This is a genomic window from Bradyrhizobium paxllaeri (genome assembly GCF_001693515.2).
GTDB classification, from domain to species: domain Bacteria; phylum Pseudomonadota; class Alphaproteobacteria; order Rhizobiales; family Xanthobacteraceae; genus Bradyrhizobium; species Bradyrhizobium paxllaeri.
Genome location: NZ_CP042968.1, coordinates 3,002,085 through 3,019,873 on the forward strand (window position 1 = coordinate 3,002,085; position 17,789 = coordinate 3,019,873).

At 63.0% G+C, this 17,789-nt stretch carries 28 protein-coding genes; all 28 read left to right on the forward strand.

The features are described from left to right. Window positions 1-25: 25 nt before the first annotated feature. A complete protein-coding gene (gene fusA / locus LMTR21_RS14060; protein ID WP_065750114.1) occupies window positions 26-2,098 on the forward strand; it encodes an elongation factor G in 2,073 nt (690 codons plus the stop codon). A 39-nt stretch (window positions 2,099-2,137) separates the two neighbouring features. After that, window positions 2,138-3,328: an elongation factor Tu gene (gene tuf, locus LMTR21_RS14065; protein ID WP_065748163.1), complete on the forward strand. Its 1,191-nt coding sequence runs from the start codon at window positions 2,138-2,140 to the stop codon at window positions 3,326-3,328. 87 nt (window positions 3,329-3,415) lie between these two features. Continuing rightward, window positions 3,416-3,724 carry a 30S ribosomal protein S10 gene (gene rpsJ, locus LMTR21_RS14070; RefSeq protein WP_002712302.1) on the forward strand — a complete coding sequence of 103 codons (309 nt, stop codon included), beginning with the start codon at window positions 3,416-3,418 and terminating at the stop codon, window positions 3,722-3,724. 52 nt (window positions 3,725-3,776) lie between these two features. Further along, window positions 3,777-4,493 carry a 50S ribosomal protein L3 gene (rplC, locus tag LMTR21_RS14075; RefSeq protein WP_065750115.1) on the forward strand — a complete coding sequence of 239 codons (717 nt, stop codon included), beginning with the start codon at window positions 3,777-3,779 and terminating at the stop codon, window positions 4,491-4,493. Between the two features lies 1 nt (window position 4,494). Continuing rightward, a complete protein-coding gene (gene rplD, locus LMTR21_RS14080) occupies window positions 4,495-5,115 on the forward strand; it encodes a 50S ribosomal protein L4 (protein WP_065750116.1) in 621 nt (206 codons plus the stop codon). Then, the gene (locus LMTR21_RS14085; protein ID WP_057834245.1) at window positions 5,112-5,411 is read left to right on the forward strand and encodes a 50S ribosomal protein L23; all 300 of its coding nucleotides are present in this window, start codon (window positions 5,112-5,114) and stop codon (window positions 5,409-5,411) included. The genes rplD and LMTR21_RS14085 overlap by 4 nt, the downstream gene beginning before the upstream one ends. A gap of 12 nt (window positions 5,412-5,423) precedes the next feature. Then, complete coding sequence (rplB, locus tag LMTR21_RS14090) at window positions 5,424-6,257, forward strand: 50S ribosomal protein L2 (RefSeq protein ID WP_057834246.1); 834 nt, start codon at window positions 5,424-5,426, stop codon at window positions 6,255-6,257. Between the two features lie 12 nt (window positions 6,258-6,269). Then, window positions 6,270-6,548, forward strand: a complete 279-nt coding sequence (gene rpsS, locus LMTR21_RS14095; RefSeq protein WP_024509042.1) for a 30S ribosomal protein S19 — start codon at window positions 6,270-6,272, stop codon at window positions 6,546-6,548. A gap of 10 nt (window positions 6,549-6,558) precedes the next feature. Continuing rightward, window positions 6,559-6,945, forward strand: coding sequence for a 50S ribosomal protein L22 (gene rplV / locus LMTR21_RS14100; RefSeq protein ID WP_057834247.1), 387 nt, complete (start codon window positions 6,559-6,561; stop codon window positions 6,943-6,945). A gap of 19 nt (window positions 6,946-6,964) precedes the next feature. Continuing rightward, the gene (rpsC, locus tag LMTR21_RS14105) at window positions 6,965-7,669 is read left to right on the forward strand and encodes a 30S ribosomal protein S3 (RefSeq protein WP_028349053.1); all 705 of its coding nucleotides are present in this window, start codon (window positions 6,965-6,967) and stop codon (window positions 7,667-7,669) included. A gap of 31 nt (window positions 7,670-7,700) precedes the next feature. After that, a complete protein-coding gene (gene rplP, locus LMTR21_RS14110) occupies window positions 7,701-8,114 on the forward strand; it encodes a 50S ribosomal protein L16 (protein WP_057849123.1) in 414 nt (137 codons plus the stop codon). A 5-nt stretch (window positions 8,115-8,119) separates the two neighbouring features. Beyond that, a complete protein-coding gene (rpmC, locus tag LMTR21_RS14115; protein ID WP_057834249.1) occupies window positions 8,120-8,326 on the forward strand; it encodes a 50S ribosomal protein L29 in 207 nt (68 codons plus the stop codon). A 10-nt stretch (window positions 8,327-8,336) separates the two neighbouring features. Beyond that, window positions 8,337-8,585, forward strand: coding sequence for a 30S ribosomal protein S17 (gene rpsQ / locus LMTR21_RS14120; RefSeq protein WP_009797129.1), 249 nt, complete (start codon window positions 8,337-8,339; stop codon window positions 8,583-8,585). A gap of 75 nt (window positions 8,586-8,660) precedes the next feature. After that, the gene (gene rplN, locus LMTR21_RS14125) at window positions 8,661-9,029 is read left to right on the forward strand and encodes a 50S ribosomal protein L14 (RefSeq protein WP_011473865.1); all 369 of its coding nucleotides are present in this window, start codon (window positions 8,661-8,663) and stop codon (window positions 9,027-9,029) included. Beyond that, window positions 9,029-9,343, forward strand: coding sequence for a 50S ribosomal protein L24 (gene rplX / locus LMTR21_RS14130; protein ID WP_065750117.1), 315 nt, complete (start codon window positions 9,029-9,031; stop codon window positions 9,341-9,343). The genes rplN and rplX overlap by 1 nt, the downstream gene beginning before the upstream one ends. Beyond that, window positions 9,336-9,893 carry a 50S ribosomal protein L5 gene (gene rplE, locus LMTR21_RS14135; RefSeq protein ID WP_057834251.1) on the forward strand — a complete coding sequence of 186 codons (558 nt, stop codon included), beginning with the start codon at window positions 9,336-9,338 and terminating at the stop codon, window positions 9,891-9,893. Before rplX ends, rplE begins: the two co-directional genes overlap by 8 nt. Before the next feature lie 44 nt (window positions 9,894-9,937). Then, a complete protein-coding gene (rpsN, locus tag LMTR21_RS14140; protein WP_065750118.1) occupies window positions 9,938-10,243 on the forward strand; it encodes a 30S ribosomal protein S14 in 306 nt (101 codons plus the stop codon). Window positions 10,244-10,257: 14 nt separating this feature from the next. Further along, entirely contained in the window at window positions 10,258-10,656 is a 399-nt protein-coding gene (gene rpsH / locus LMTR21_RS14145) for a 30S ribosomal protein S8 (protein ID WP_065750119.1), read from the forward strand. A gap of 128 nt (window positions 10,657-10,784) precedes the next feature. After that, window positions 10,785-11,318, forward strand: a complete 534-nt coding sequence (rplF, locus tag LMTR21_RS14150; protein WP_065750120.1) for a 50S ribosomal protein L6 — start codon at window positions 10,785-10,787, stop codon at window positions 11,316-11,318. 11 nt (window positions 11,319-11,329) lie between these two features. Beyond that, window positions 11,330-11,689, forward strand: coding sequence for a 50S ribosomal protein L18 (gene rplR, locus LMTR21_RS14155; RefSeq protein ID WP_065750121.1), 360 nt, complete (start codon window positions 11,330-11,332; stop codon window positions 11,687-11,689). A 61-nt stretch (window positions 11,690-11,750) separates the two neighbouring features. Next, complete coding sequence (gene rpsE / locus LMTR21_RS14160) at window positions 11,751-12,326, forward strand: 30S ribosomal protein S5 (protein WP_029081759.1); 576 nt, start codon at window positions 11,751-11,753, stop codon at window positions 12,324-12,326. 35 nt (window positions 12,327-12,361) lie between these two features. Then, window positions 12,362-12,553 carry a 50S ribosomal protein L30 gene (rpmD, locus tag LMTR21_RS14165; protein ID WP_057834255.1) on the forward strand — a complete coding sequence of 64 codons (192 nt, stop codon included), beginning with the start codon at window positions 12,362-12,364 and terminating at the stop codon, window positions 12,551-12,553. A 23-nt stretch (window positions 12,554-12,576) separates the two neighbouring features. Then, window positions 12,577-13,065, forward strand: a complete 489-nt coding sequence (rplO, locus tag LMTR21_RS14170) for a 50S ribosomal protein L15 (protein ID WP_065750122.1) — start codon at window positions 12,577-12,579, stop codon at window positions 13,063-13,065. Window positions 13,066-13,203: 138 nt separating this feature from the next. Continuing rightward, window positions 13,204-14,535 carry a preprotein translocase subunit SecY gene (gene secY / locus LMTR21_RS14175; protein WP_057834257.1) on the forward strand — a complete coding sequence of 444 codons (1,332 nt, stop codon included), beginning with the start codon at window positions 13,204-13,206 and terminating at the stop codon, window positions 14,533-14,535. Window positions 14,536-14,606: 71 nt separating this feature from the next. Further along, window positions 14,607-15,470, forward strand: a complete 864-nt coding sequence (locus LMTR21_RS14180; RefSeq protein WP_065750123.1) for an adenylate kinase — start codon at window positions 14,607-14,609, stop codon at window positions 15,468-15,470. A 185-nt stretch (window positions 15,471-15,655) separates the two neighbouring features. After that, the gene (rpsM, locus tag LMTR21_RS14185) at window positions 15,656-16,024 is read left to right on the forward strand and encodes a 30S ribosomal protein S13 (RefSeq protein WP_065750124.1); all 369 of its coding nucleotides are present in this window, start codon (window positions 15,656-15,658) and stop codon (window positions 16,022-16,024) included. A gap of 118 nt (window positions 16,025-16,142) precedes the next feature. Further along, entirely contained in the window at window positions 16,143-16,532 is a 390-nt protein-coding gene (gene rpsK, locus LMTR21_RS14190) for a 30S ribosomal protein S11 (RefSeq protein WP_006021048.1), read from the forward strand. Between the two features lie 111 nt (window positions 16,533-16,643). Beyond that, window positions 16,644-17,684 carry a DNA-directed RNA polymerase subunit alpha gene (locus LMTR21_RS14195; RefSeq protein ID WP_187399354.1) on the forward strand — a complete coding sequence of 347 codons (1,041 nt, stop codon included), beginning with the start codon at window positions 16,644-16,646 and terminating at the stop codon, window positions 17,682-17,684. Window positions 17,685-17,789 lie beyond the last annotated feature (105 nt).

Sequence of the window (17,789 nt, forward strand, 5' to 3'; positions counted from 1 at the left end):
GAAGAACGGATTTAAGGAACAGCCCATGCCCCGCCAACATGCCATCGAGGACTACCGTAACTTCGGTATCATGGCGCATATCGACGCCGGCAAGACCACGACCACCGAGCGCATCCTTTATTATACCGGCAAGAGCCACAAGATCGGCGAAGTGCACGAAGGTGCCGCGACGATGGACTGGATGGAGCAGGAGCAGGAGCGTGGCATCACGATCACCTCGGCTGCCACCACCGCGTTCTGGAACGGCAAGCGCCTGAACATCATCGACACCCCCGGCCACGTCGACTTCACCATCGAAGTCGAGCGTTCGCTGCGCGTGCTCGACGGCGCCGTGTGCGTGCTCGACTCCAACCAGGGCGTCGAGCCGCAGACCGAAACCGTCTGGCGCCAGGGCGACAAGTACAAGGTTCCGCGCATCGTCTTCGCCAACAAGATGGACAAGACCGGCGCCGACTTCTTCAAGTGTCTCGCCGACATCGTCGACCGCCTCGGTGCCAAGCCGATCGCGATCCAGCTGCCGATCGGCGCTGAGAACAACTTCAAGGGTCTCGTCGACCTCGTGAAGATGCAGGGCATCATCTGGAATGATGAATCGCTCGGCGCGAAGTTCGATTACGTCGATATCCCGGCCGACCTCGTCGACCAGGCCAAGGAATACCGCGAGAAGATGGTGGAAGCCGCCGTCGAGCTCGACGACGACGCCATGGCCGCCTATCTCGACGGCAAGGAGCCGGATGAGGCGACGTTGAAGCGCTTGCTCCGCAAGGCCGTGCTGACCGGCGCGTTCTATCCCGTGCTCTGCGGCTCGGCGTTCAAGAACAAAGGCGTGCAGCCGCTGCTCGACGCCGTCGTCGACTATCTGCCGTCGCCGCTCGACGTGCCCGCGATCAAGGGCACCGACGACAAGGGCAACGAAGTCGTGCGCAAAGCGGACGACAAGGAGCCGCTGTCGCTGCTCGCGTTCAAGATCATGGACGACCCCTTCGTCGGCACCATCACCTTCTGCCGCATCTACTCCGGCATCCTGCAGTCGGGCACCGGCGTCGTGAACTCGACCCGCGAGAAGAAGGAACGTATCGGCCGCATGCTGCTGATGCATGCGAACAACCGCGAAGACATCAAGGAAGCCTATGCCGGCGACATCGTCGCGCTGGCCGGTCTGAAGGAAGCGCGCACCGGTGACACGCTGTGCGACCCCAACAACCAGGTCATCCTCGAAAAGATGGAATTCCCGGAGCCGGTGATCGAGATCGCGATCGAGCCGAAGTCGAAGGCCGACCAAGAAAAGCTGGGCGTGGCGCTGGCCAAGCTCGCCGCGGAGGATCCGTCCTTCCGCGTGTCGACCGACCACGAGTCCGGCCAGACCATCTTGAAGGGCATGGGCGAACTCCATCTCGACATCAAGGTCGACATCCTCAAGCGCACCTACAAGGTCGACGCCAATATCGGCGCGCCGCAGGTGGCGTTCCGTGAGCGTGTCACCAAGCGCGTCGAGCACAGCTACACCCACAAGAAGCAGACCGGCGGTACCGGCCAGTTCGCGGCCGTGACCATCATCGTCGAGCCGAACGAGGCGGGTAAGGGCTACGAGTTCGAGTCCAAGATCGTCGGCGGCGCGGTGCCGAAGGAATACATCCCCGGCGTCGAAAAGGGTCTCGAGAGCGTGCTGTCCTCGGGCGTGGTCGCCGGCTTCCCGGTGGTCGACGTCAAGGTGCAGCTCATCGACGGTAAGTTCCACGACGTCGACTCGTCGGCGCTGGCCTTCGAAATCGCCACGCGCGCCTGCTTCCGCGAGGCGCTGCAGATGGGCAAGTCCGTTCTGCTCGAGCCGATCATGAAGGTCGAAGTGGTGACCCCGGAAGACTACACCGGTTCGGTCATCGGCGACCTGAATTCCCGGCGCGGCCAGATCCAGGGCCAGGACATGCGCGGCAACGCCAACGTCATCAACGCCATGGTGCCGCTGATGAACATGTTCGGGTACGTGAATAACCTGCGCTCGATGAGCCAGGGGCGCGCAACCTTTACGATGCAATTCGATCACTACGCTGAAGCGCCGGCGAACGTGTCGGCAGAAGTCCAGAAGAAGTTTGCCTGATTGTCGTTGGTTGCAACTAACGACTGAACGGAGAGTCAAATGGCCAAAGCAAAGTTTGAACGTACTAAACCGCACTGCAACATCGGAACCATCGGTCACGTCGACCATGGCAAGACCTCGCTGACCGCAGCGATCACCAAGGTGCTGGCTGAAACCGGCGGTGCGACGTTCACGGCGTACGACCAGATCGACAAGGCGCCGGAAGAGAAGGCGCGCGGCATCACCATCTCGACCGCTCACGTCGAGTATGAGACGACCAATCGTCACTACGCCCACGTCGACTGCCCCGGCCACGCCGACTACGTGAAGAACATGATCACCGGCGCCGCCCAGATGGACGGTGCGATCCTGGTCGTGTCGGCTGCCGACGGCCCGATGCCGCAGACCCGCGAGCACATCCTGCTCGCCCGTCAGGTCGGCGTTCCCGCGCTCGTCGTATTCCTGAACAAGTGCGACATGGTCGACGATCCGGAACTGCTCGAGCTCGTCGAGCTCGAAGTCCGCGAGCTGCTCTCGAAGTACGAATTCCCGGGCGACAAGATCCCGATCATCAAGGGCTCGGCGCTCGCCGCCCTCGAAGACAAGGACAAGAAGCTCGGCCACGACGCCATCCTCGAGCTGATGCGCAATGTCGACGAGTACATTCCGCAGCCGGAGCGTCCGGTTGACCAGCCGTTCCTGATGCCGGTGGAAGACGTATTCTCGATCTCGGGCCGCGGCACCGTCGTCACCGGCCGTGTCGAGCGCGGCATCATCAAGGTCGGCGAGGAAATCGAAATCGTCGGCCTGCGCGACACCCAGAAGACCATCGTCACGGGCGTCGAAATGTTCCGCAAGCTGCTCGATCAGGGCCAGGCCGGCGACAACATCGGCGCGCTGCTCCGCGGCACCAAGCGCGAGGAAGTCGAGCGCGGCCAGGTGCTGGCGAAGCCGGGTTCGGTCAAGCCGCACACCAAGTTCAAGGCTGAGGCCTACATCCTGACCAAGGAAGAGGGCGGTCGTCACACCCCGTTCTTCACCAACTACCGGCCCCAGTTCTACTTCCGCACCACCGACGTGACCGGCGTCGTGCACCTGCCCGAAGGCACCGAAATGGTGATGCCGGGCGACAACATCGCGATGGAAGTGCACCTGATCGTGCCGATCGCAATGGAAGAAAAGCTGCGCTTCGCGATCCGCGAAGGCGGCCGCACCGTCGGCGCCGGCGTCGTCGCCGCCATCATCGAGTAAAGAGAACAGGAAAGGCGAATAGCGAATGGTTTCATTCGCTATTCGCTGCTCACTACTCGTATTAAGCGACAAAGAAAGACAACGGCAATGAACGGCCAAAATATTCGCATCCGTCTCAAGGCGTTCGACCATCGAATCCTCGATACGTCGACCCGTGAGATCGTGAACACGGCGAAACGTACCGGTGCCCAGGTTCGCGGACCCATTCCGCTGCCCACCCGCATCGAGAAGTTCACCGTCAACCGTTCGCCGCACGTCGACAAGAAGAGCCGCGAGCAATTCGAGATGCGCACCCACAAGCGCCTTCTCGACATTGTCGACCCGACCCCGCAGACCGTCGATGCTTTGATGAAGCTCGACCTGGCCGCCGGTGTCGACGTCGAGATCAAGCTCTAAGATTTTCAGGATCGTCCGACGTTAGCGGACAGAAAGAACAGGAAGCACGCCGATGCGCTCCGGAGTGATCGCACAAAAGGTCGGGATGACGCGGGTCTTTACGGAGACCGGCGAACATATCCCCGTGACCGTGCTCAAGCTGGGCAACTGCCAGGTGCTTGGCCATCGCACCACCGAAAAGAACGGCTACGTCGCGCTGCAGCTCGGCGCCGGCGCCCGCAAGACCGTCTATCTGCCGAAGGCAGAGCGCGGCCAGTTCGCGGTCGCCAAGGTCGAGCCGAAGCGGAAGGTCACCGAGTTTCGCGTGTCGGAAGACGCGCTGATCCCGGTCGGCGCCGAGATCCAGGCAGACCACTTCGTGGTCGGCCAGTTCGTCGACGTCACCGGCACCTCGGTCGGTAAGGGATTTGCCGGCGGCATGAAGCGCTGGAATTTCGGCGGTCTGCGCGCCACCCACGGCGTGTCGATCTCCCACCGTTCGATCGGTTCGACCGGCGGACGTCAGGATCCCGGCAAGACCTTCAAGAACAAGAAGATGCCCGGTCACATGGGTGTCGATCGCATCACCACGCTTAACCTGCGTGTGGTGCAGACCGACGTCGAGCGCGGCCTGATCCTCGTCGAGGGCGCCGTTCCCGGCTCCAAGGGCGGCTGGATCTCGGTGCGCGACGCCGTGAAGAAGCCGTTGCCGAAGGAAGCTCCGAAGCCCGGCAAGTTCAAGGTCGCCGGCGGCGAGCAGGCTGCTCCGGCCGAGCAGGAGGGCGCGTGAGATGGAACTGAAAGTCACGACCCTCGAAGGTAAGGAAGCCGGATCGGTCCAGCTCTCGGACGCGATCTTCGGTCTGGAGCCGCGCGTCGATATTATCCAGCGTTGCGTGCAATGGCAGCTCAACAAGCGCCAGGCCGGAACGCACAAGACGCAGGGCCGCGCCGACGTCTGGCGCACCGGCAAGAAGATGTACAAGCAGAAGGGCACCGGCGGCGCCCGTCACGGCTCGGCCCGCGTGCCGCAGTTCCGCGGCGGTGGCCGTGCGTTCGGTCCGGTGGTCCGCTCGCACGCGACCGACCTGCCGAAGAAGGTGCGGGCGCTCGCGCTCAAGCATGCTCTGTCGGCGAAGGCCAAGGACGGCGGCCTGATCGTGATCGACAATACGCAGGTCAAGGATGCCAAGACCAAGGCGCTGGTCGGCCACTTCTCCGGCCTTGGGCTCACCAACGCGCTGATCATCGACGGCGCCGAGCTCAACACCGGATTCGCGACCGCTGCGCGCAACATTCCGAATATCGACGTGCTGCCGATTCAGGGCATCAACGTCTACGACATTCTGCGCCGTCAGAAGCTCGTGCTGACGAAGGCGGCAGTGGATGCGCTGGAGGCGCGCTTCAAATGAAGAATATCGATCCGCGCCATTACGACGTGATCGTAGCGCCCGTCGTCACCGAAAAGGCGACGGTTGCGTCCGAGCACAACAAGGTCGTGTTCAAGGTCGCCAACAAGGCGACCAAGCCGCAAATCAAGGAAGCCGTCGAAAAGCTGTTCGACGTCAAGGTGAAGAGCGTGAACACGCTGGTCCGCAAGGGCAAGACCAAGGTGTTCCGCGGCAATTTCGGCTCGCAGTCGGACGTGAAGCGGGCGGTCGTGACCCTCGAAGAGGGCCACCGCATCGACGTCACCACCGGACTATAAGGCGACACAGCGATGGCATTGAAAACATATAATCCGACGACGCCGGGCCAGCGCCAGCTGGTGATGGTCGACCGTTCGGCGCTCTACAAGGGCAAGCCGGTGAAGGCGCTGACCGAGGGCAAGCTCGGCAATGGCGGCCGCAACAACACCGGCCGCATCACCGTGCGCTTCCGCGGCGGCGGCCACAAGAAGGCCTACCGTATCGTCGACTTCAAGCGGAACAAGGTTGACGTTCCCGCGGTCGTCGAGCGGCTGGAATACGATCCGAACCGCACCGCGTTCATCGCGCTGATCAAGTATCAGGACGGCGAGCAGGCCTACATCCTGGCGCCGCAGCGTCTGGCCGTGGGCGACACCGTCGTCGCCGGCAGCCATGTCGACGTGAAGCCGGGCAATGTCATGCCGCTCGGCAACATGCCGGTCGGCACCATCGTCCACAACATCGAGATGAAGATCGGGAAGGGCGGCCAGATCGCGCGTTCGGCCGGCACCTACGCCCAGATCGTCGGCCGCGACCAGGACTACGTCATTCTGCGCCTGAACTCGGGCGAGCAGCGCCTGGTGCACGGCCGCTGCCGCGGCACCATCGGTGCGGTGTCGAACCCTGACCACATGAACATCTCGATCGGCAAGGCCGGCCGCACCCGCTGGCTGGGCTGGCGCCCGCATAACCGCGGCGTCGTCATGAACCCGATCGATCACCCGCATGGCGGCGGCGAAGGCCGCACCTCGGGCGGCCGCCACCCGGTTACCCCGTGGGGCAAGCCGACCAAGGGCAAGAAGACCCGGTCGAACAAGTCGACCAACCGATTCATCCTCCTAAGCCGCCACAAGCGGAAGAAGTAAGGAACGCCGGACATGGTTCGTTCAGTCTGGAAAGGCCCGTTTGTCGAGGCGTCGCTGCTCAAGAAGGCAGATGCGGCGCGTGCGTCCGGCCGTCACGACGTCATCAAGATCTGGAGCCGCCGCTCGACCATCCTGCCGCAGTTCGTCGGCCTGACGTTCGGCGTCTACAACGGCCAGAAGCATGTGCCGGTCTCGGTCAACGAGGAAATGGTCGGTCACAAGTTCGGCGAGTTCTCGCCGACCCGTACCTTCCATGGCCACTCGGGCGACAAGAAAGCCAAGAAGGCTTGAGGAATAGACGATGAGCAAACCAAAGCGCGAACGTAGCCTCGCGGACAACGAGGCCAAGGCGGTTGCCCGGATGCTGCGCGTCAGCCCGCAGAAGCTCAACCTGGTCGCTCAGCTGATCCGCGGCCGGAAGGCTTCGGCTGCGCTCGCCGACCTGCAGTTCTCGCGCAAGCGGATCGCGGTCGACGTCAAGAAGTGCCTGGAATCGGCGATCGCCAACGCCGAGAACAACCATGACCTCGAAGTCGACGATCTCGTCGTCGCCGAGGCGCATGTCGGCAACGGCATCGTCATGAAGCGTTTTGCACCGCGCGGCCGTGGCCGCTCGGGCCGTATCTATAAACCGTTCTCGCACCTGACCATCGTGGTTCGTCAGGTCGAGGCCGAGGCAAGCGCTTAAAGCGGCGCAGGAGAATACGATGGGTCAAAAGATCAATCCAATCGGGCTGCGTCTCGGCATCAACCGCACCTGGGATTCGCGATGGTTCGCCGGCAAGAGCGAATACGGCAAGCTGCTGCATGAAGACGTCAAGATCCGCGAGATCCTGCACAAGGAGCTCAAGCAGGCCGCCGTCGCCCGCATCGTGATCGAGCGTCCGCACAAGAAGTGCCGCGTGACGATACACTCGGCGCGTCCGGGCGTCGTGATCGGCAAGAAGGGCGCCGACATCGACAAGCTGCGCAAGCGGGTTGCCGACATCACGGCTTCCGACGTCGTCATCAACATCGTCGAAATCCGCAAGCCCGAGCTCGACGCCACCCTGGTCGCCGAATCGATCGCGCAGCAGCTCGAGCGCCGCGTTGCGTTCCGCCGCGCCATGAAGCGGGCGGTGCAGTCGGCGATGCGCCTCGGCGCCGAGGGCATTCGTATCAACTGCTCGGGCCGTCTGGGTGGTGCGGAAATCGCGCGCATGGAGTGGTACCGCGAAGGCCGCGTGCCGCTGCACACACTGCGCGCCGACGTCGATTATGGCGTGGCGACCGCGTTCACGACGTTCGGCACCTGCGGCGTCAAGGTCTGGATCTTCAAGGGCGAGATCCTCGAGCACGATCCGATGGCCCAGGACAAGAAGATGGCCGAGGGCGACACTGCGCGTCCCCGCCGCGACGCCGCTGCTGCGTGAGACATTAGAGAAGGTTTGAGGGCTTAAAGCCATGATGCAACCAAAGAAAACGAAGTTCCGGAAGGCGCATAAGGGCCGTATCCACGGCGTTGCGACTTCGGGTGCGACGTTGTCGTTCGGCCAGTTCGGCCTGAAGGCGATGGCGCCCGAGCGCATCACCGCCCGCCAGATCGAAGCCGCGCGCCGCGCGCTGACCCGTCACATGAAGCGCGCCGGCCGCGTCTGGATCCGCGTGTTTCCCGACCTGCCGGTTTCGAAGAAGCCCGCCGAAGTCCGCATGGGCTCGGGCAAGGGTACGCCGGAATTGTGGGTGGCGCGGGTCAAGCCGGGCCGCGTGATTTTCGAGATCGACGGCGTCAACGTGCAGACCGCGAAGGAAGCGCTGACGCTCGCTGCCGCCAAGCTGCCGATCAAGACGCGCTTCGTCGCGCGCATTGCGGAGTAACATTCATGGCCCCGATGAAAGTTGAAGATATCCGCGCGATGAGCGACGACCAGAGGGAGGACGCTGTCCTCAATCTGAAGAAGGAGCGTTTCAACCTGCGTTTCCAGCGCGCCACCGGGCAGCTGGAGAACACCTCGCGGCTGCGTGAAGCCCGCCGCGATATCGCCCGCATCAAGACCATCGCCGCGCAAGCCCGCGCGAAGAAGAAGTAAGGGGCCGGACATGCCGAAACGTACGCTTCAGGGCGTGGTCGTGAGCGACAAGCAAGCCAAGACGGTGGTGGTGCGCGTCGATCGCCGCTTCACCCATCCGATCTACAAGAAGACGATCCGCCGCTCCAAGAACTACCACGCGCACGACGAGAACAACGAGTTCAAGCCGGGCGACATGGTTTGGATCGAGGAGAGCAAGCCGATCTCGAAGTTGAAGCGCTGGACCGTGGTCCGGGGCGAACAGAAGAAAACCGCCTGATAACTTCGGCCTGGTCGAAGTAATTCAGGGAAATTTTGAGCGCGCTAAAGCGCAGAAAGAGGACGAGGTGCATCAATGATTCAGATGCAGACCAACCTCGACGTGGCCGACAATTCAGGCGCACGCCGTGTCATGTGCATCAAGGTGCTGGGGGGCTCCAAGCGCCGCTATGCCACCGTGGGCGACGTTATCGTCGTGTCGATCAAGGAAGCGATTCCGCGCGGCAAGGTGAAGAAGGGCGACGTGATGAAGGCCGTCGTGGTGCGCGTTCGCAAGGACATCCGCCGCGCCGACGGTTCGGTCATCCGTTTCGACCGCAACGCCGCCGTCCTGATCAACAACCAGTCGGAGCCCGTCGGCACCCGTATCTTCGGGCCCGTGCCGCGCGAGCTGCGTGCCAAGAACCACATGAAGATCATCTCGCTTGCGCCGGAGGTGCTGTGATGGCTGCCAAGATCCGCAAGGGTGACAAGGTCATCGTGCTGAACGGCCGCGACAAGGGCCGTACCGGCGAAGTATTCGAGGTCCGCCCCGCCGACAACACGGCGCTGGTGCGCGGCGTCAACCTGGTGAAGCGTCACCAGAAGCAGACCCAGAACCAGGAAGGCGGCATCATCTCCAAGGAGTCGCCGATCCATCTGTCCAACGTCGCCTATGTCGGCAAGGACGGAAAGCCGACCCGCATTGGGTTCAAGATTCAGGCCGATGGCAAGAAGGTACGCGTTGCCAAGAGCTCGGGAGCAGAGATCGATGGCTGATACCGCTTACACGCCGCGTCTTCGTGCGGAGTATGACAAGAGCATTCGGAGCCAGCTGACTGAAAAGTTCGGCTACGCCAACGTCATGCAGGTGCCGCGGCTGGACAAGGTCGTGCTCAACATGGGCGTCGGCGATTCCGTCAACGACCGCAAGAAGGCCGAGACCGCGGCTGCCGAGCTGACCCAGATCGCCGGCCAGAAGGCGATCGTGACCTATTCGCGGATTGCGATCGCGACCTTCAAGCTGCGCGAGAACCAGCCGATCGGCTGCAAGGTCACGCTGCGCAAGGCGCGGATGTACGAGTTCATCGATCGCCTGGTGAACGTGGCGCTGCCGCGCGTGCGCGACTTCCGTGGCCTGAACCCGAAGAGCTTCGACGGCCGCGGCAACTATTCGCTCGGCATCAAGGAGCACATCATTTTCCCCGAAATCGATTTCGACAAGGTTTCGGAAGCCCGCGGCATGGACATCACCGTCTGCACCACGGCGAAGACCGACGACGAGGCGAGGGCCTTGTTGACCGCTTTCAATTTCCCGTTCCGGCAGTGAGACGCAGCTAAAGCCTCTCAAACGCGGAAACCCAGGAGCCAAGCATGGCAAAGAAGAGTTCGATCGAGAAGAACAACCGGCGCAAGCGGATGGCCAAGAACGCCGCACCGGCGCGCGCCAAGCTGAAGGCGATCATCGCCGACAAGACCAAGCCGATGGAAGAGCGGTTTGCGGCGACGCTCAAGCTCGCCCAGTTGCCGCGCAACTCGTCGACGACGCGCATCCGCAACCGTTGCGAACTGACCGGCCGTCCGCGCTCGAACTACCGCAAGAACAAGCTCTCGCGCATCGCGCTGCGTGAACTCGGCTCCAAGGGCCTGGTTCCCGGGCTCGTGAAGTCGAGCTGGTAAGGAGGGTCGGAAAGATGTCTACGCACGATCCGATCAGCGATCTCATCACCCGCATCCGCAACGCGCAGATGCGTTCGAAGTCCAAGGTCTCGACCCCGGGCTCGAAGATGCGCGCCAGCGTGCTCGAAGTGCTGAAGTCCGAGGGCTACATCCGCGGCTACGCCAGCGTCGAACATGCTTCGGGCCGCAGCGAGCTCGAGATCGAGTTGAAATATTTCGACGGCGAGCCCGTCATTCGCGAGATCGAGCGGGTCTCGAAGCCCGGTCGCCGGGTTTACGCTTCGGTGAAGAACCTGCCGCGCGTGAACAACGGTCTCGGCATTTCGGTGTTGTCGACGCCGAAGGGAATCATGGCTGACCACCAAGCGCGCGACGCGAATGTGGGCGGCGAAGTTCTCTTCACGGTGCTCTAGTGCGCATTCCGCAAAAGTGGGAACCGGTTTTGCGACAAGAATGCGCACCAACTTTTAGTTTGACGCGTTTTCTACGGCGAACCGCTGCACACTTCGCCGGAAAACGCTAAGGAGAAGGATTTTTAGCCATGTCACGTGTTGGCAAACGGCCTGTGGCGATCCCGTCCGGTGTGACGGCGACCGTCGAGGGACAGACCGTCAAGGTGAAGGGGCCGAAGGGCCAGCTTCAGTTCGTCGTCCACGACGACGTCGAGGTGAAGCTCGATAGCGGCGCGGTCAAGGTCGCGCCGAAGTTCAAGACCAACCGCGCGCAGGCCATGTACGGCACCGCGCGCGCGCAGGTCGCGAACCTGGTCGAGGGCGTCACCAAGGGCTTCGAGAAGAAGCTCGAGATCACCGGCGTCGGTTACCGCGCCGCGATGCAGGGCAAGAACCTGCAGCTCGCGCTCGGCTACAGCCACGACGTGGTCTACGCGATCCCGGAAGGCATCACCATCGCGGTGCCGAAGCCGACCGAGATCACGATCACCGGCACCGATTCCCAGCGGGTCGGGCAGGTCGCCGCCGAGATTCGCGCCTACCGTCCGCCGGAGCCCTACAAGGGCAAGGGCGTGAAGTACGCCAACGAATTCATCTTCCGCAAGGAAGGCAAGAAGAAGTAACGGAGCCGGTCATGTCACTCAAGGTCACGAATGCCCGGCGCAAGCAGCGCGTGCGCAACGCGCTGCGCCGGTCGGCCAATGGACGCCCGCGTCTGTCGGTGTTCCGTTCGTCGAAGCACATCTACGCCCAGGTCATCGACGACCTGAAGGGCGAGACGCTCGCTTCCGCCTCGTCGCTGGAAAAGACCATGCGCGAGGCCGGCAACACGGGCGCCAACATCGATGCGGCCAAGGCCGTCGGCAAGCTGCTGGCGGAACGCGCCGTGCAGAAGGGCGTCAAGGAAGTGGTGTTCGATCGCGGTCAGTATCTCTATCACGGGCGCGTCAAGGCGCTCGCCGATGCGGCCCGCGAAAGCGGACTGAGCTTCTAACCAACCGTTTTGAACATTTACGAGGACAGGGGCTTATCTCCCCTAAAGATTGGAAAACACCATGGCAGGTGAACGCGAACGCGGCGGACGCGAACGGAGCAGGGATCGCGAGGAGCGCGACAGCGAGTTCGTCGACAAGCTCGTCCACATCAATCGCGTGGCGAAGGTCGTCAAGGGCGGCAAGCGCTTCGGCTTTGCGGCGCTGGTCGTGATCGGCGACCAGAAGGGTCGGGTCGGTTTCGGCCACGGCAAGGCGCGCGAAGTTCCCGAGGCGATCCGCAAGGCGACCGAGTCGGCCAAGCGCAACCTGACGCGCGTCGCGCTGCGCGAAGGTCGCACGCTGCATCATGACATCGCCGGCCGTCACGGCGCCGGCCGCGTCTACCTGCGTGCCGCTCCGGCCGGTACCGGCATCATCGCCGGCGGCCCGATGCGCGCGGTGTTCGAGACGCTCGGCATCCAGGACGTGGTGGCTAAGTCGATCGGCTCGTCGAACCCCTACAACATGGTTCGCGCCACCTTCGACGCGCTGAAGCATCAGGATTCGCCGCGTTCGGTGGCGGCCCGCCGCAACATCAAGGTGTCCACGCTGCAGTCGCGCCGCGTCGGCGGCGACGCCGAAGCGGTGGCTGAATAACCGGCGCGATTTCAGCGCTTTTTGGAGTTAAGACGATGGCCAAGGCCGCAAAGACGATCAAGGTCGAGCAGATCGGCAGCGCAATCCGCCGCCACCACTCGCAGCGTTCGACGCTGATCGGCCTCAAGCTCAACAAGATCGGCCGGGTTGCCGAGCTTCAGGATACCCCTGAAGTTCGCGGCATGATCAACAAGGTCCAGCATCTCGTCCGCGTCGTCGGCGAGTAAGCAAGAGAATAAGGACGCTAACGATGAAGCTCAGCGATATCGCCGACAACGCCGGCTCGCGCAAGAAGCGCATGCGCGTCGGCCGTGGCATCGGTTCGGGCAAGGGCAAGACTTCGGGCCGCGGCGGCAAGGGCCAGACCGCGCGTTCGGGCGTGCGCATCAAGGGCTTCGAGGGCGGCCAGATGCCGCTGCATCGTCGCCTGCCGAAGCGCGGCTTCAACAACATCTTCCGGCTCGACTTCGCCGAGATCAACCTTGACCGGCTGCAGCAGGCGATCGACGCCAAGCAGGTCGACGTCAAGGAGACGGTGACGGTTGAATCGCTGGTCAAGGCCGGCATGCTGCGCCGCGCCAAGGACGGCCTGCGGCTGCTCGGCCGTGGCGAACTCAAGGCCAAGCTCGCGATCGAGGTGCATGGCGCCTCGAAATCCGCGGTTGCTGCGGTCGAGAAGGCCGGCGGCACGGTGAAGATCCTGGCCCCGGCCAAGAAGGAAGAAGGCGAGGCGGCGTAACATCTGCGTCATGCCCGCCCGGTCGCGGGCATAGACCAATGGACTTATCGAAGCCGCGCACCAAATAATGTCCGGCGTCTGCCGATAGCCCCCGGGACGGGGCGTCGGCCTCGGGGGACGGCGGGAGAAAGCCTGAACATGGTCTCAGCAGCAGAACAACTTGCGGCAAACCTCAATTTCGGCGCTTTGGCGAAGGCCGACGAACTGAAGAAGCGCATCTGGTTTACACTGGGTGCGCTGCTTGTTTATCGGCTCGGCACCTACATTCCGCTGCCCGGCATCGATCCTGCGGCCTGGGAGCAGGTGTTCAAGTCGCAGGCCGGCGGCATTCTCGGCATGTTCAACATGTTCGCCGGCGGCGGCATCAACCGCATGGCGATCTTCGCGCTGAACATCATGCCGTATATCTCGGCATCGATCATCATCCAGCTCCTGACGACGGTATCGCCGAAGCTCGAAGCCTTGAAGAAGGAAGGCGAGGCCGGCCGCAAGACGCTGAACCAGTATACCCGCTACCTCACGGTGATCCTGGCGACGTTCCAGGCCTACGGCATCGCGATCGGACTGCAGGGCGCCGGCAATGTCGTCAGCGACCCCGGCATGTTCTTCCTGCTTTCGACCACGATCACGCTGACCGGCGGCACCATGTTCCTGATGTGGCTCGGCGAGCAGATCACCTCGCGCGGCATCGGCAACGGCATTTCGCTGATCATTCTGGCCGGCATCGTCGCTGAGCTGCCTTCTGCCTTGGCCAATATGCTGGAACTGGGACGGCAGGGCGCGCTGTCGACCGGCCTGATCCTGATCGTCATCGTGATGGCGGTCGCCGTGATCGCCTTCATCGTGTTCATGGAGCGCGCGCAGCGCCGGCTTCTGATCCAGTATCCGAAGCGCCAGGTCGGCAACAAGATGTTCGAGGGCCAGTCCTCGCATCTGCCGCTCAAGCTCAACACCTCGGGCGTGATCCCGCCGATCTTCGCCTCGTCGCTGCTCTTGCTGCCGGCCACGGTCGCGAACTTCAACGCCGGCAAGGGGCCGGAATGGTTCCAGTGGCTGAACACCCAGCTCAGCCACGGCCGTCCGCTGTTCCTGTTCCTCTATCTGGCGCTGATCGTGTTCTTCGCCTTCTTCTACACCGCGATCGTGTTCAACCCGACCGAGACGGCGGACAATCTGAAGAAGCATGGCGGCTTCATCCCCGGCATCCGTCCGGGCGAGCGCACCGCCGAATATATCGACTACGTGCTGTCGCGTATCACCGTGCTGGGCGCGATCTATCTGGCGATCGTGTGTCTGATTCCCGAGATCTTGATTTCCTATGCCTCGGTGCCGTTCTACTTCGGCGGAACCTCGCTTCTGATCGTCGTCAGCGTGACCATGGATACGGTGGCGCAGGTGCAGGGTTATCTGTTGGCCCATCAGTATGAGGGGCTGATCCGGAAGTCCAAGCTGAGGGGCCGTCGCCGCTGATCGGCGGGGTGGTCTGAAATCCAATAACGGGGTGTGCGGGTTTCGCTCACCAAGCCGGGGGGCGAATAGTCATGAGATTGATCCTTTTGGGGCCGCCGGGCTCGGGCAAGGGGACTCAGGCCCTGCGGCTGGTTTCCAAGCACGGCATCGTGCAGCTCTCGACCGGCGAGATGCTCCGCGCCGCGGTAGCCGCCGAAACGCCGATCGGCCTGCAGGCCAAGGACATCATGGCCAATGGCGGCCTCGTCCCGGACGAAGTCGTGGTGGGAATCATCTCCGACCGAATCGAACAGCCGGACGCGAAAAAGGGCTTCATCCTTGATGGCTTTCCGCGCACGGTGCCGCAGGCCGAAGCCCTCGATGAGCTCCTGAAGAAGAAGCATCTCAAGCTCGACGCAGTGGTCGAACTTCGCGTCAACGAGAGCGCGTTGCTTGATCGCGTCGAGAAGCGCGCCGAGGAAACCCGTGCGCGCGGCGAGGAGGTTCGGGTCGACGATACGCCGGAAGTGCTGACCAAGCGCCTGGCGCAGTACCGCACCCTGACCGAGCCCCTGATTCACTACTACTCGGAGCGGCGGAAGCTTCTGACTGTCGATGGCATGATGACCATCGAGCACGTCACCCGGGAGATCAACCGCATCCTGTCCGCGATCGGGGCGGTGGAACCCAAGGCAGCGCCGGCCAAGGCGGCGACGCCGGCCAGGAAGGCCGCTGTGGCCGCCAGGAAGACCGCCAGGCCGGCCGGTAAAAAGGCTGCCAAAACGGCCAAAAAGGTCGCCAAAGCGGCCCCAAAGGGCAGGAAAGCGGCCTCTAGGAAGGCCGGGAAGGCAGCCCCGGCCAGCCAGCGGCGGGCTGTCGGGAAGGCCAAGAAGGCGACCAGAACGACCGTCCGGAAAGCCGCCAAAAAGGTCACGAAAAAGCGAGCTAAGCGATAGAGGCGGTTGACGAAACCGAGTTGAATCCTTTAATAAGCCCCGCATCCAAGTCGGATAGTTTTTTGACGATGCCGGGCCCCGAAAGAAGCTGAGGGGAGGGCGTCGTGTTCGCGTTTGCGGACACCTGCCCGAGTTAGCAAGAACATAGCCCGGTCCATAGGGGATCGGCGACAGGAGAGAAGTCCGTGGCCCGTATTGCCGGCGTGAATATCCCGACCAACAAGCGCGTTCTGATCGCGCTCCAGTACATCCATGGCATCGGCCAGAAGAACGCGGCCGACATCATGGAGAAGGTCAAGATCCCGACCGAACGTCGCGTCAGCCAGTTGAGCGACCAGGAAGTCCTGCAGATCCGCGAAGTGATCGACCGCGACTATCTCGTCGAGGGCGACCTTCGCCGTGAGACCGGCATCAACATCAAGCGGCTGATGGACCTCGGCTGCTATCGCGGCCTGCGTCATCGCCGCGGCCTGCCGGTGCGCGGTCAGCGCACCCACACCAATGCGCGCACGCGCAAGGGCCCGGCCAAGTCGATCGCCGGCAAGAAGAAGTAATTTAGCGAATAGCGGACGGTGAGCAGCGAATGCTTCTATTCGCCGCTCACCTTTCGCTTCTTAGGTGTAGCCGCTGGCAGTACGGCGGCGTTTGAGATCACAGGAAGGTTTTAGGATAATGGGCAAGGAAGCCACCCGCGTACGCCGTCGCGAACGCAAGAACATCGCCTCCGGCATCGCGCACGTGAATTCGTCGTTCAACAACACGACCATCACCATCACCGACGCACAGGGCAACACCATCGCCTGGTCGTCGGCCGGCACGATGGGGTTCAAGGGCTCGCGCAAGTCGACCCCCTATGCCGCGCAGGTCGCGGCCGAAGACGTTTCCAAGAAGGCGCAGGAACACGGCATGCGCACGCTGGAAGTGGAAGTTGCCGGCCCCGGTTCGGGCCGCGAATCGGCGCTTCGCGCGCTGCAGGCGGCGGGCTTCACCGTGACGTCGATCCGCGACGTGACCACGATCCCGCACAATGGTTGCCGTCCGCGCAAGCGCCGGCGCGTCTAATGTCTGGTCGCGGGCGGTTTTGCCGCTCGCGATTGTTTTTTGGAATTTTCCGCGGACTGATCCGCGATCTCCAGCGCCAGTGATCTGAAGGCGGATCGACTGGCCGGTCCATTGACCCGAAGGGGTGACAAAGTGACGATCCAGAAAAATTGGCAAGAACTTATTCGACCGAACAAGCTGCAGGTAACGCCGGGCTCCGACGCGACCCGGTTTGCCACCGTCGTCGCCGAGCCGCTCGAGCGCGGTTTCGGCCAGACGCTCGGTAACGCGCTGCGCCGCATCCTCCTGTCGTCGCTGCAGGGCGCCGCCGTGCAGTCGGTGCACATCGACGGCGTCCTGCACGAGTTCTCCTCGATCGCGGGCGTTCGCGAGGACGTCACCGACATCGTGCTCAACATCAAGGACATCTCGATCAAGATGCAGGGCGAAGGCCCCAAGCGCATGGTCGTGAAGAAGTCGGGCCCGGGCGTCGTCACCGCAGGCGACATCCAGACCGTCGGCGACATTGTCGTGCTCAATCCGGAGCTGCAGCTCTGCACGCTGGACGAGGGCGCTGAAATCCGCATGGAGTTCACTGTTGCCGCCGGCAAGGGCTACGTCGCCGCCGAGCGCAACCGGCCCGAGGATGCGCCGATCGGCCTGATCCCGGTCGACAGCCTGTTCTCGCCCGTGCGCAAGGTCTCCTACAAGGTCGAGAACACCCGCGAGGGCCAGATCCTCGACTACGACAAGCTGACCATGACGATCGAGACCAACGGCGCGATCTCGCCGGAGGACGCGGTGGCCTATGCCGCGCGCATCCTGCAGGACCAGCTCAACGTGTTCGTGAACTTCGAAGAGCCGCGCAAGGAAGTGGCGCAGGAGATCATCCCCGATCTCGCGTTCAACCCGGCGTTCCTCAAGAAGGTCGACGAGCTCGAGCTGTCGGTGCGTTCGGCAAACTGTCTGAAGAACGACAACATCGTCTACATCGGCGACCTCGTGCAGAAGAGCGAAGCGGAAATGCTCCGCACCCCGAATTTCGGCCGCAAGTCGCTGAACGAGATCAAGGAAGTGCTGGCCCAGATGGGTCTGCATCTCGGCATGGAAGTGCCGGGCTGGCCGCCGGAGAACATCGACGAGCTCGCCAAGCGCTTCGAGGATCACTACTGAGCATTCGTCATTCCGGACGTCGCGAAGCGGCGATCCGGAATCTCGAGATTCCGGGTTCGATGCTTCGCATCGCCCCGGAATGACTGGGGCGAACGCAGGCAGCCC

Bases quoted from the DNA above. Each gene is read 5' to 3' on its own strand.
- fusA (WP_065750114.1), top strand. From the start codon at position 26: ATGCCCCGCCAACATGCCATCGAGGACTACCGTAACTTCGGTATCATG.
- tuf (WP_065748163.1), top strand. From the start codon at position 2,138: ATGGCCAAAGCAAAGTTTGAACGTACTAAACCGCACTGCAACATCGGA.
- rpsJ (WP_002712302.1), top strand. From the start codon at position 3,416: ATGAACGGCCAAAATATTCGCATCCGTCTCAAGGCGTTCGACCATCGA.
- rplC (WP_065750115.1), top strand. From the start codon at position 3,777: ATGCGCTCCGGAGTGATCGCACAAAAGGTCGGGATGACGCGGGTCTTT.
- rplD (WP_065750116.1), top strand. From the start codon at position 4,495: ATGGAACTGAAAGTCACGACCCTCGAAGGTAAGGAAGCCGGATCGGTC.
- LMTR21_RS14085 (WP_057834245.1), top strand. From the start codon at position 5,112: ATGAAGAATATCGATCCGCGCCATTACGACGTGATCGTAGCGCCCGTC.
- rplB (WP_057834246.1), top strand. From the start codon at position 5,424: ATGGCATTGAAAACATATAATCCGACGACGCCGGGCCAGCGCCAGCTG.
- rpsS (WP_024509042.1), top strand. From the start codon at position 6,270: ATGGTTCGTTCAGTCTGGAAAGGCCCGTTTGTCGAGGCGTCGCTGCTC.
- rplV (WP_057834247.1), top strand. From the start codon at position 6,559: ATGAGCAAACCAAAGCGCGAACGTAGCCTCGCGGACAACGAGGCCAAG.
- rpsC (WP_028349053.1), top strand. From the start codon at position 6,965: ATGGGTCAAAAGATCAATCCAATCGGGCTGCGTCTCGGCATCAACCGC.
- rplP (WP_057849123.1), top strand. From the start codon at position 7,701: ATGATGCAACCAAAGAAAACGAAGTTCCGGAAGGCGCATAAGGGCCGT.
- rpmC (WP_057834249.1), top strand. From the start codon at position 8,120: ATGGCCCCGATGAAAGTTGAAGATATCCGCGCGATGAGCGACGACCAG.
- rpsQ (WP_009797129.1), top strand. From the start codon at position 8,337: ATGCCGAAACGTACGCTTCAGGGCGTGGTCGTGAGCGACAAGCAAGCC.
- rplN (WP_011473865.1), top strand. From the start codon at position 8,661: ATGATTCAGATGCAGACCAACCTCGACGTGGCCGACAATTCAGGCGCA.
- rplX (WP_065750117.1), top strand. From the start codon at position 9,029: ATGGCTGCCAAGATCCGCAAGGGTGACAAGGTCATCGTGCTGAACGGC.
- rplE (WP_057834251.1), top strand. From the start codon at position 9,336: ATGGCTGATACCGCTTACACGCCGCGTCTTCGTGCGGAGTATGACAAG.
- rpsN (WP_065750118.1), top strand. From the start codon at position 9,938: ATGGCAAAGAAGAGTTCGATCGAGAAGAACAACCGGCGCAAGCGGATG.
- rpsH (WP_065750119.1), top strand. From the start codon at position 10,258: ATGTCTACGCACGATCCGATCAGCGATCTCATCACCCGCATCCGCAAC.
- rplF (WP_065750120.1), top strand. From the start codon at position 10,785: ATGTCACGTGTTGGCAAACGGCCTGTGGCGATCCCGTCCGGTGTGACG.
- rplR (WP_065750121.1), top strand. From the start codon at position 11,330: ATGTCACTCAAGGTCACGAATGCCCGGCGCAAGCAGCGCGTGCGCAAC.
- rpsE (WP_029081759.1), top strand. From the start codon at position 11,751: ATGGCAGGTGAACGCGAACGCGGCGGACGCGAACGGAGCAGGGATCGC.
- rpmD (WP_057834255.1), top strand. From the start codon at position 12,362: ATGGCCAAGGCCGCAAAGACGATCAAGGTCGAGCAGATCGGCAGCGCA.
- rplO (WP_065750122.1), top strand. From the start codon at position 12,577: ATGAAGCTCAGCGATATCGCCGACAACGCCGGCTCGCGCAAGAAGCGC.
- secY (WP_057834257.1), top strand. From the start codon at position 13,204: ATGGTCTCAGCAGCAGAACAACTTGCGGCAAACCTCAATTTCGGCGCT.
- LMTR21_RS14180 (WP_065750123.1), top strand. From the start codon at position 14,607: ATGAGATTGATCCTTTTGGGGCCGCCGGGCTCGGGCAAGGGGACTCAG.
- rpsK (WP_006021048.1), top strand. From the start codon at position 16,143: ATGGGCAAGGAAGCCACCCGCGTACGCCGTCGCGAACGCAAGAACATC.